Genomic DNA, 8,213 nt, shown 5'->3' on the forward strand with positions numbered 1-8,213 from the left:
GGAGAGGTCGTGTTCACCCCGCCGAGTGTTGCGGTCACAGCAGGGGGAGCAGGCCGGCGACCTCGCCCGCCCGGCTCCCCGATGCCGTCAGCCGGCCACTGGCCCAGGCATCGTCCCAGGTCCGCACGCCGGTGACGAGCCCCAACCAGGTGCGCGGATCGGCCTCCACCACGTTGGGCGGGGTGCCCCGCGTGTGCCGGGGCCCTTCGATGCATTGAACTGCTCCGAACGGCGGGACACGCACTTCCACGCTGTGCCCGGGGGCCTGCGCGACGAGCGCGGCGAGGCTCTCCTTGACCGCGGCGCGCAACACCGACCGGTCGGGTTGCGGGCCCCCGTCGAGCCACGCCAGCACCTCGGCCAGATCACCCTGCCCTTCCGGACCGCCACCCGCTGCCCCGCTGTCCCGCCCCACCGCCGGCACGGTACCCCAGCCGCGGACCGCTGCCCGCCCGATGACGGCGGTGTGCCGATCAGATCGCGCGGGAGCGCGCCGGCGGGAGACGTCGCAGCACTGGCGAGGATGTCGCAGCGCGCCGGCGGGCTGCGACCACACACCCGGCGCTGCGAGCACACCGCGAGTGCTGCGAGCCGCGACGGCGGAGCGCAGCGGAACCCGAAGCGCGGCGACCGGCAGCCGCGTAGCGGCTGGTGGTCAGTGCACGGTGGACCCGAACAGCGCGGGCAGTGTGCCCTCGGACGCCTCGCGCAGCTCGGACAGCGCCAGCGGCGCGAGGTCGCCCATCGCGAGGGCGTCGCCGCCGGTCGTCCCGAGCCGGGCGGCCGGCACCCCGGCCGCCGCGGCCAGCTCCAGGACGGCGGCGAGGTCGTCGGGGGCCACCGCGACCAGCACGCGCCCGGCGGACTCGGCGAACAGCGCGACGAACGGGTCGAGGCCATCGGGCAGCGCGACCTCCGCGCCCTGCCCGCCGACCAGGCAGGCCTCGACCAGCGCCTGCGCCAGGCCGCCGTCGGAGAGGTCGTGCGAGCCGGTCAGCAGGCGGCGCTGCGCGGCGTCGGCGAGCAGGTCCCACAGCCGCTGCTCGGCGGCCAGGTCGACGGCGGGCGGGCGGCCGCCGAGGTGGCCGTGCGCGACGGCGGCCCACTCGCTGCCGCCGAGCTCCTCGCGGGTGTCGCCGAGCAGCACGACGGCGTCGCCGGCCCGGCGGAAGCCGCTGGGCACCCGCAGCGCCACGTCCTCGATCACGCCGAGCACGCCGATCAGCGGGGTCGGCAGGATCGGCTGGACGCCGGTCTGGTTGTAGAAGCTCACGTTGCCGCCGGTGACCGGGATGCCCAGCAGGGCGCAGCCGTCGGCGATGCCGTGCACGGCCTGCTCGAACTGCCACATGACGTGCGGGTCCTCCGGCGAGCCGAAGTTCAGGCAGTCGGTGACGGCGAGCGGCCGGGCGCCGCTGGTGGCGACGTTGCGGCCGGCCTCGGCCAGCGCGAGCTGGGCGCCGAGGTAGGGGTCGAGCGCGACGAACCGCGCGTTGCAGTCGGTGGCGACGGCGATGCCGCGGCCGGTCTCCTCGTCGATCCGGACGACGCCGGCGTCGGCGGGCTGGGCGGCGGCGGTGTTGCCCATCACGTAGCGGTCGTACTGGTCGGTGACCCAGCCCCGGCTGCACAGGTTGGGGCTGGCCACCATGCGCAGGACCTCGGCGCGCAGCTCGGCCGGGGTGGACGGGCGGGCCAGCGCGTCGGGGACGTCGGCGGCCAGCGCGTCCTGGGACTCCGAGCGCAGCACCGGGCGCTGGTAGACGGGGCCGTCGTGGGCGACGGTGCGGGGCGGCACGTCGACGACCGTCTCGCCGCGCCAGGTGATGACGAGGTGGTCGCCGTCGGTGACCTCGCCGATCACCGTGGCGAGGGTGTCCCACTTGCGGCAGACCGCCATGAACGCGTCGACGTCCTCGGGCCGCACGACCGCGCACATGCGCTCCTGCGACTCGCTGGACAGGATCTCGGCCGGGGTCATCCCGCTCGCCCGCAGCGGCACCGCGTCCAGGTCGACGCGCATGCCGCCGTCGCCCGCGCTGGCCAGCTCGCTGGTGGCGCAGGACAGCCCGGCGCCGCCGAGGTCCTGGATGCCGACGACCAGCCCGGCGTGGAACAGCTCCAGGCAGCACTCGATGAGCACCTTCTCGGTGAACGGGTCGCCCACCTGGACGCTGGGCAGTTTCTTGCGCCCGCCACCGGTCTCGTCGCCGCTGAAGGTGTCGCTGGCCAGCACGGACACGCCGCCGATGCCGTCCAGGCCGGTCCGCGCGCCGAACAGGATGATCTTGTTGCCGGTGCCGGAGGCGAACGCCAGGTGCAGGTCCTCGGTGCGCATCGCGCCCACGCACAGCGCGTTGACCAGCGGGTTGCCCGCGTAGCTGCGGTCGAACACCACCTCGCCGCCGACGTTGGGCAGGCCGAGGGAGTTGCCGTAGCCGCCGACCCCGGCGACCACGCCGGGCAGCACGCGGCGCGTGTCCGGGGAGTCGGCCGCGCCGACGCGCAGCGAGTCGGCCACCGCGATCGGCCGCGCGCCCATCGCCATGATGTCGCGCACGATGCCGCCGACGCCGGTCGCGGCGCCCTGGTAGGGCTCCACGTAGGACGGGTGGTTGTGCGACTCGACCTTGAAGGTGACCGCCCACCCGTCGCCGATGTCGACGACGCCCGCGTTCTCCCCGATGCCCGCCAGCATCCGGCCGCGCATCTCGTCGGTGGTGGTCTCGCCGAAGTAGCGCAGGTGCACCTTGGACGACTTGTAGGAGCAGTGCTCGCTCCACATCACCGCGTACATCGCCAGCTCGGCGTCGGTGGGGCGGCGGCCGAGGATCTCCCGGATGCGGGCGTACTCGTCGTCCTTGAGGCCGAGCTCGCGGTGCGGCTGGACGTGGTCGGGGGTGGCCGCGGCGCGCTCGACGGTGTCGGTGCCGGTCGCGGGGGCGGGGGTGGCCGGGGTGGTGGCGCTGGACGTCACGACATCCCAGCCTACGGCGGCCGTCCGGGTCAGGGCTTGCCGGGCAGCTGGACCACGCTGACGAAGAAGTGGTCGATCTGCTTGATGGCCTCGATGAAGCCCTCGAAGTCGACCGGCTTGGTGACGTAGGCGTTGGCGTGCAGCTGGTAGCTGCGCAGCACGTCCTCCTCGGCCTGCGAGGTGGTCAGCACGATGACCGGGATGTGGCGGAGGTCGGGGTCGTCCTTGACCTCCTGCAGCACCTCGCGCCCGTCGCGCTTGGGCAGGTTGAGGTCGAGCAGGATCAGGTCCGGGCGCGGCATGTCGGCGTACTGCCCCTCCTTGCGGAGGTAGGCCAGCGCGTCGGCGCCGTCGGTGACGACGTCGAGCCGGTTGTGCAGGTAGTCGTCGAACGCCTCCCGGGTCATCAGCACGTCGCCGGGGTCGTCCTCGACGAGCAGCACGTTGATGATGCGGGGCTGGGGGTCGGTCATGCGGTCTCCTCCGCGGGGTCGGTGGGGGCGACGGCGGGCAGGGTGAGGCGGATCGTCGCCCCGGGATCGGTCTCCGCGCGCTTGTCGAGGCCGATGCGCCCGCCGTGGAACTCGACGATCTTCTTGGCCAGCGACAGGCCGATCCCGGTTCCGGGGTACCGGTCGCGGCCGTGCAGCCGCTGGAAGATCACGAACACCTTCTCGGCGTACTCCGGCTCGATGCCGATGCCGTTGTCGGCGACGGTGATCGCCCAGCTGTCGCCTGCGCGCTCGGCGCGCACACGCACCACCGGCGGCACGCCCTCGCGGTGGAACTTCAGCCCGTTGCCCAGCAGGTTGACCATCAGCTGCTGCAGCAGCGCCCGGTCGCCGCGGACCTCGGGCAGCTCGCCGATGTCGAACGTGCCCTCCGCCTGCTCGCGCAGGCCGTCGAGCTGGGTGGCCGCCGCCTTCGTGACCGTGGCCAGGTCGACCGCCTCGAACGCCTCGGTGGTGCGCCCCACCCGGGAGAACGCCAGCAGGTCGTTGATCAGCCGCTGCATCCGCTGGGCGCCGTCGACGGCGAACTCGATGTACTGGTCGGCCCGGGCGTCCAGTTGGCCGCCGTAGCGGCGCTGCAGCAGCTGGCAGAAGCTCGACACCTTGCGCAGCGGCTCCTGCAGGTCGTGGCTGGCCACGTAGGCGAACTGCTCCAGGTCGCGGTTCGAGCGCTCCAGGTCGCGCGCCTGCTCGTCGAGACGCCGGTTGACGGCCTTGGCGTCGGTCAGGTCGCTGAGGATGTGCCGGCGCATCGCCTCGACGTCCTCGCCGAGCTGGACGATCTCCCTCGGGCCCTGGGCGCGGACCTCGCGCTGCACGTTGCCCGACACGACCTCGCGCACCTCGGCGGCGAGCTCGGCGACCGGGCGCAGCACCGTGCGGCGCAGCCCGATCCCGGTCATCACCAGGAACGTCGCCAGCAGCACCACGATCGCCACGCCGATCCAGATCAGGAACGACGCCGAGCCGTTGAGGTCGGCGCGCAGGCCCTGCTGCTGCGCGGCCAGCGCGTCGGTCAGCTTGCGCAGCTCGGTGCGCACCACGTCGAACTGGGCGCGCCCCTGCTCGGCGGGCGGCGGCGTGCCGGCGATGACCGGCTCGGCGTACTCCACGCGCCACCGCGTGATCCCGGCCTCGACCCCGTCGAGGGCGTCCCGGATCGCCTCCTGGCCGGGCCCGCCGGACAACCGGCGGATGATCTCGGTCTGGGTCCGCCTGGCCTCGACGCCCGCGCGGTAGGGGTCGATGAACTCCGGGGAGCTGCCGGCGAGCTGCACGCCCCGGATGCCGGTCTCCTGGTTGACCAGGGCCACCGCCAGCCGTTCGGCGGCCAGCGTCGACGGACCGCCCACCTCGAGCAGCCGCGCCCGGGAGTCGGTGAGCTGCCAGAGCCCGAACGCGCCGAGCCCGATCACGATCATTGCCACGACGGCGGCGGCGGTGACCCCCACGCCGAACATGCGCGACAGCGGCCAGCGCTCGTCGGCGGCCCCCGACCGGTCGTGGCGCAACGCGCGGCGGCGGGGCTCGCGCTCCAGGCTGACGGTCACGCGCCCACCGCGAGGGCGGGCGCGGCGTCGGCCGACGAGGCGTCGGCGGAGAGCAGCAGGATGGCCACGTCGTCGACCAGCGGGCCGCCGTTGTATCCCACGGCGCGCTCGACCAGCCGGGCCGGCAGCGCCTCCAGGTCGGTGGCGCGTTCCTCGGCGAGCACGTCGAGCAGCCCTTCTTCCCACAGCGGTTGGCCCGGGACCGGCCCGCGACCCTCGATCAACCCGTCGGTGTGCAGCAGCAGCGCCCACCCCCGGCCCAGCGCCAGCGTCGCCGGCTCCCACTCGACGTCGGCCAGGATGCCCAGCGGCAACCCGACCGGTGCGTCGGCGGCGCGCGGCTCGGGCAGCAGCGACACCGGCGGCGGGTGCCCGGCCAGCCGGACCAGCGCCTCGCTCTCGCCCGTCGGCCCGACCGTGATCGCCACCGTGCACACCGTGGTGAACAGCGACCGCTCGTGGCGCTCGCTGACCAGCACCTGCTGCAGCTTCGGCAGGACCTGCGCCTCCTCGACGCCGGCCAGCACCAGCGCCCGCCACGACACCCGCAGCAGCGCGCCCAGCGCGGCCTCGTCCGGGCCGTGCCCGCAGACGTCGCCGATGATCGCGTGCACCGTGCCGTTCGGGCCCAGCACGGCGTCGAAGAAGTCGCCGCCGATCAGCGACCGGGTGCGGCCGGCCCGGTAGTAGTTGCGGCCCCGGACGGGGCTGCCGGCCAGCAGCAGCGACGGCAGCAGGCCGCGCTCCAGGCGCACCGACTCGGCCGCGGCCATCTGCTCCTCGCGCAGCCGCATCAGGCTGGCCTCCGCGCGGCGCCGCTCGACCGCGTAGCGCACCGCGCGGATCAGCACCTGGCCGTCGACCTTGCCCTTGACCAGGTAGTCCTGCGCGCCGGCGGCGACCGCCGCCGTCCCGAGGTACTCGTCGTCCAGGCCGGTCAGCACGCAGACGGCGGCGGTGTCGTCGGCGCCCAGTATCTGGCGCAGGCCCTCCAGGCCGTCGGTGCCGGGCAGGTTCAGGTCGAGCAGGACGCAGTCGCAGCGGCCCAGCAGGCTGCCGGAGGTCACGTCGGCCACCGACTCGGCCACCTCGACCTCCAGGTCGGGGTCGACCTCGGCCAGCAGCTCGCGGACCAGGAACACGTCGGCCGGGTCGTCCTCGACCAGCAGGACGCGGCGCGGCGCGACCGGGGCCGGTCGGGTCGCCGTGGGGGTCATCGTGGGGGGTACTCCTCCGGAGCTCCGCGGGAGATCGCGCGGTGCGGGTCGCCGGAGCCTAGATGGCGCGGCGCGACCGGCGCAGCTCGAACGGGTAACGGTGGCGCGGTCGGTCGTGCACCCGCCGTGAGCGGCCGACCGGGCGAGCCCGTCGGTCGGCCCACTCAGGCTACCGACGCCGCGGCCCGCAGCACCGAGGTGAACAGGGCGAGCCCGTCGGCCGACGGGCCGGTGAGCGGGTCGATAGCGTGTTCGGGGTGCGGCATCAACCCGACGACGCGGCCGTCGGCGGAACTGATCCCGGCGATGTCGGCCTGGGCGCCGTTCGGGTTCTGATCCAGGTAGCGGAACACGATCCGCCCGTCGCCGGCGAGCCGCTCCAGGGTGGCGGCGTCGGCGACGTAGCGGCCCTCCCCGGACTTGAGCGGCACCAGCAGCTCCTCGCCCTCGGTGAGGTCGCACGTCCACGCCGTCGACGCCGACTCGACCCGCAGGCGCTGGTCGCGGCAGACGAAGTGCAGCCCGGCGTTGCGGACCAGCGCCCCCGGCAGCAGCCCGGCCTCGCAGAGGATCTGGAAGCCGTTGCAGATGCCCAGCACGGGCATCCCGCGCGCGACTGAGTCGACCACTTCGCGCATGATCGGGGCGATGCTGGCGATGGCGCCCGCGCGCAGGTAGTCGCCGTAGGAGAAGCCCCCGGGCACGACCACCGCGTCGACGCCGGCGAGGTCGTGGTCGGCGTGCCACAGCGGGACCGCCTCGGCGCCCGCCCTGCGGACCGCGCGCGCGGCGTCGCGGTCGTCCAACGAGCCCGGGAAGGTGACGACCCCGATCCTCACGACGACACCCCGTCGCGCGCGACGCGGGTGACGACCCAGTCCTCGATCACCGGGTTGGCCAGCAGGTCCCCGGCGATCCGGTGCAGCGTGTCGTCGTCGAGGTCGTCGGCGACGTCGAGCTCGAAGTGCTTGCCCTGGCGCACGTCGTGGACGCCGGCGATGCCGAGGCGGGACAACGCGCCCGCGACGGCCTGGCCCTGCGGATCGAGGATCTCCGGCTTGGGCATCACGTCAACAACCACTCTGGCCACCCCACCAGCCTACGGCGGCGGGCTGGCGGCCGAGCATCCCCCGGGCCAGGGTGGACCGCATGGAGATCACCCACTACGGCCACTCGTGCCTGCTGCTCGACACCGGCGCCGCGCGGCTGCTGCTCGACCCCGGGGCGTTCTCGACCGGCTTCGAGTCCCTCACCGGCCTCGACGCGGTGCTGGTCACCCACCAGCACTTCGACCACCTCGAACCCGACCGGCTGACCGCGCTGCTGCGCGCCAACCCGGACGCCAGGGTGCTCGTCGACGCCGGCTCGGCCCCGACGCTGGCCGAGCGCGGGATCACCCACGAGGTGCTGGCCCCCGGCGCGTCCGTCGAGGTCGCCGGGGCGCGGGTGGACGTGCTGGGCGGCGAGCACGCCGTCATCCACCCCGACATCCCCGTCATCGACAACAACGCCTACCTGGTGGACGGCACCCACCTGCACCCCGGCGACGCGCTGGTCGCGCCGCCGGAGCCGGTCGAGGTGCTGTTCCTGCCCACCGGCGCGCCGTGGCTGAAGCTGTCCGAGGCCGTCGACTACCTGCGGGCGGTGTCGCCGGCGACGGCCGTGCCGATCCACGAGGCCGTGCTGTCCAACCCCGGCATCTGGTACGGGATGTTCGAGAAGCTGGCCCCGGAGCGGACGACCCTCAAGGTCCTCGACGCCGCCACCGCCACCACGGTCTGACGCCCCACCCCCCGGGCGTCAGGCGGCCCGGGCGACCGCGGCCGGCAGCCGGTAGGTGCCCGGGACCGCACCGGCCGCCCGGGCCGCGTCCACGGCGGCGAGCACCGCGGCGAACCGGGCGGCGTGCCCGAGGTCGTCGGCCCGCACGTCGATCCGCACGGCGTCGCCGCGGCGG

8 protein-coding genes are annotated in these 8,213 nt (G+C 74.5%); 1 reads left to right on the forward strand and 7 read right to left on the reverse strand.

Annotated elements, in window-relative coordinates; translation table 11 throughout:
* Positions 1-34 precede the first annotated feature (34 nt).
* The 7 genes from KIK08_RS10275 to purS form a co-directional block, all read right to left on the reverse strand.
* Positions 35-415 carry a sterol carrier family protein gene (locus KIK08_RS10275; protein ID WP_308257547.1) on the reverse strand — a complete coding sequence of 127 codons (381 nt, stop codon included), beginning with the start codon at positions 413-415 and terminating at the stop codon, positions 35-37.
* A 240-nt stretch (positions 416-655) separates the two neighbouring features.
* Positions 656-2,977 carry a phosphoribosylformylglycinamidine synthase subunit PurL gene (purL, locus tag KIK08_RS10280; RefSeq protein ID WP_214402814.1) on the reverse strand — a complete coding sequence of 774 codons (2,322 nt, stop codon included), beginning with the start codon at positions 2,975-2,977 and terminating at the stop codon, positions 656-658.
* A 29-nt stretch (positions 2,978-3,006) separates the two neighbouring features.
* Entirely contained in the window at positions 3,007-3,450 is a 444-nt protein-coding gene (locus tag KIK08_RS10285; protein ID WP_214402815.1) for a response regulator, read from the reverse strand.
* Positions 3,447-5,039 carry a sensor histidine kinase gene (locus tag KIK08_RS10290; RefSeq protein ID WP_308257548.1) on the reverse strand — a complete coding sequence of 531 codons (1,593 nt, stop codon included), beginning with the start codon at positions 5,037-5,039 and terminating at the stop codon, positions 3,447-3,449. Before KIK08_RS10290 ends, KIK08_RS10285 begins: the two co-directional genes overlap by 4 nt.
* A complete protein-coding gene (locus KIK08_RS10295) occupies positions 5,036-6,256 on the reverse strand; it encodes a PP2C family protein-serine/threonine phosphatase (RefSeq protein WP_214402816.1) in 1,221 nt (406 codons plus the stop codon). Before KIK08_RS10295 ends, KIK08_RS10290 begins: the two co-directional genes overlap by 4 nt.
* 164 nt (positions 6,257-6,420) lie before the next feature.
* Positions 6,421-7,095: a phosphoribosylformylglycinamidine synthase subunit PurQ gene (gene purQ / locus KIK08_RS10300; protein WP_214402817.1), complete on the reverse strand. Its 675-nt coding sequence runs from the start codon at positions 7,093-7,095 to the stop codon at positions 6,421-6,423.
* Positions 7,092-7,346, reverse strand: a complete 255-nt coding sequence (purS, locus tag KIK08_RS10305; RefSeq protein ID WP_214402818.1) for a phosphoribosylformylglycinamidine synthase subunit PurS — start codon at positions 7,344-7,346, stop codon at positions 7,092-7,094. The genes purQ and purS overlap by 4 nt, the downstream gene beginning before the upstream one ends.
* A 59-nt stretch (positions 7,347-7,405) precedes the next feature.
* Here purS and KIK08_RS10310 point away from each other — a divergent pair, with 59 nt between their 5' ends.
* Positions 7,406-8,038, forward strand: a complete 633-nt coding sequence (locus KIK08_RS10310) for an MBL fold metallo-hydrolase (RefSeq protein WP_214402819.1) — start codon at positions 7,406-7,408, stop codon at positions 8,036-8,038.
* The last annotated feature ends 175 nt before the right edge of the window (positions 8,039-8,213 follow it).

Origin of the sequence: Pseudonocardia lacus (assembly GCF_018531445.1) — a bacterium.
In the GTDB taxonomy this organism is placed as follows: Bacteria; Actinomycetota; Actinomycetes; order Mycobacteriales; family Pseudonocardiaceae; genus Pseudonocardia; species Pseudonocardia lacus.

What these genes read in the sequence shown, in the direction of transcription:
- KIK08_RS10285 (WP_214402815.1), bottom strand. Translation starts at nt 3,450, where the DNA reads ATGACCGACCCCCAGCCCCGCATCATCAACGTGCTGCTCGTCGAGGAC.
- KIK08_RS10295 (WP_214402816.1), bottom strand. Translation starts at nt 6,256, where the DNA reads ATGACCCCCACGGCGACCCGACCGGCCCCGGTCGCGCCGCGCCGCGTC.
- KIK08_RS10310 (WP_214402819.1), top strand. Translation starts at nt 7,406, where the DNA reads ATGGAGATCACCCACTACGGCCACTCGTGCCTGCTGCTCGACACCGGC.